Genomic DNA, 836 nt, shown 5'->3' on the forward strand with positions numbered 1-836 from the left:
ATTCTGCTGCAGCTGATCTGGATTCTGTTGTGTTGCCTGTTCCGTCGCTCGATGATGCGGCGTACTTGATTTACACGTCCGGTTCGACGGGTGTGCCGAAGGGTGTTGTGGTCACCCACCGCGGGCTTGCGAACTTCGCGGAGGAGGAGCGAGACCGGTTCGGTGTGACAACCGATGCACGTGTGCTCGCGTTTGCGTCGACGAGCTTCGATGCCTCGGTGCTCGAGATGGTGTTGGCGTTCTGCGGCGGGGCGAGGCTGGTGATTGCGCCGACCGATGTGTACGGTGGCGCAGAATTGGCGCACCTGCTGGGGGAGCAGTCGGTGACACATGCGTTCATCACTCCGGCTGCGTTGGCCTCGGTGGACCCGTCGGGTCTCGATGAGTTGCAGGTCGTCGTGACTGGCGGCGACGCATCAGGTCCGGAGTTGGTGGATCGCTGGGCTCCCGGCCGGTCGATGTTCAACGCGTACGGCCCGACCGAGGCAACCGTGTTCGCCACGCTGAGCGCCCCCATGTCGCCTGGCGTCCCGATCGCCATCGGCGAACCGCTGCGCGGTTTCTCCACGGTCGTGCTGGACACCCGTTTGCGTCCGGTTCCGGTGGGTGTTGCGGGTGAGCTGTATCTGGCGGGTCCCGGTTTGGCTCGTGGGTATCACGATCGGTTGGGTTTGACGGCGGAGCGTTTCGTTGCGGCGCCGTTCGGTGCTGGTGAGCGGATGTATCGCACCGGTGATGTGGTGCGCTGGAACAGCTCCGGTGCGCTCGAGTACGTCGGTCGTAGTGACTTCCAGGTGAAGGTGCGCGGTTTCCGTATCGAGCTCGGTGAGATCGAT

At 63.8% G+C, this 836-nt stretch carries 1 protein-coding gene; it reads left to right on the plus strand.

Annotated elements, in window-relative coordinates; all coding sequences use genetic code 11:
* Positions 1-836: AMP-binding protein (locus J1M86_RS24015; RefSeq protein ID WP_206511643.1), on the plus strand; the 836-nt coding region annotated here is incomplete at both ends.

Origin of the sequence: Rhodococcus sp. KRD197, from assembly GCF_017168235.1 — a bacterium.
Taxonomy (GTDB): Bacteria; Actinomycetota; Actinomycetes; order Mycobacteriales; family Mycobacteriaceae; genus Rhodococcoides.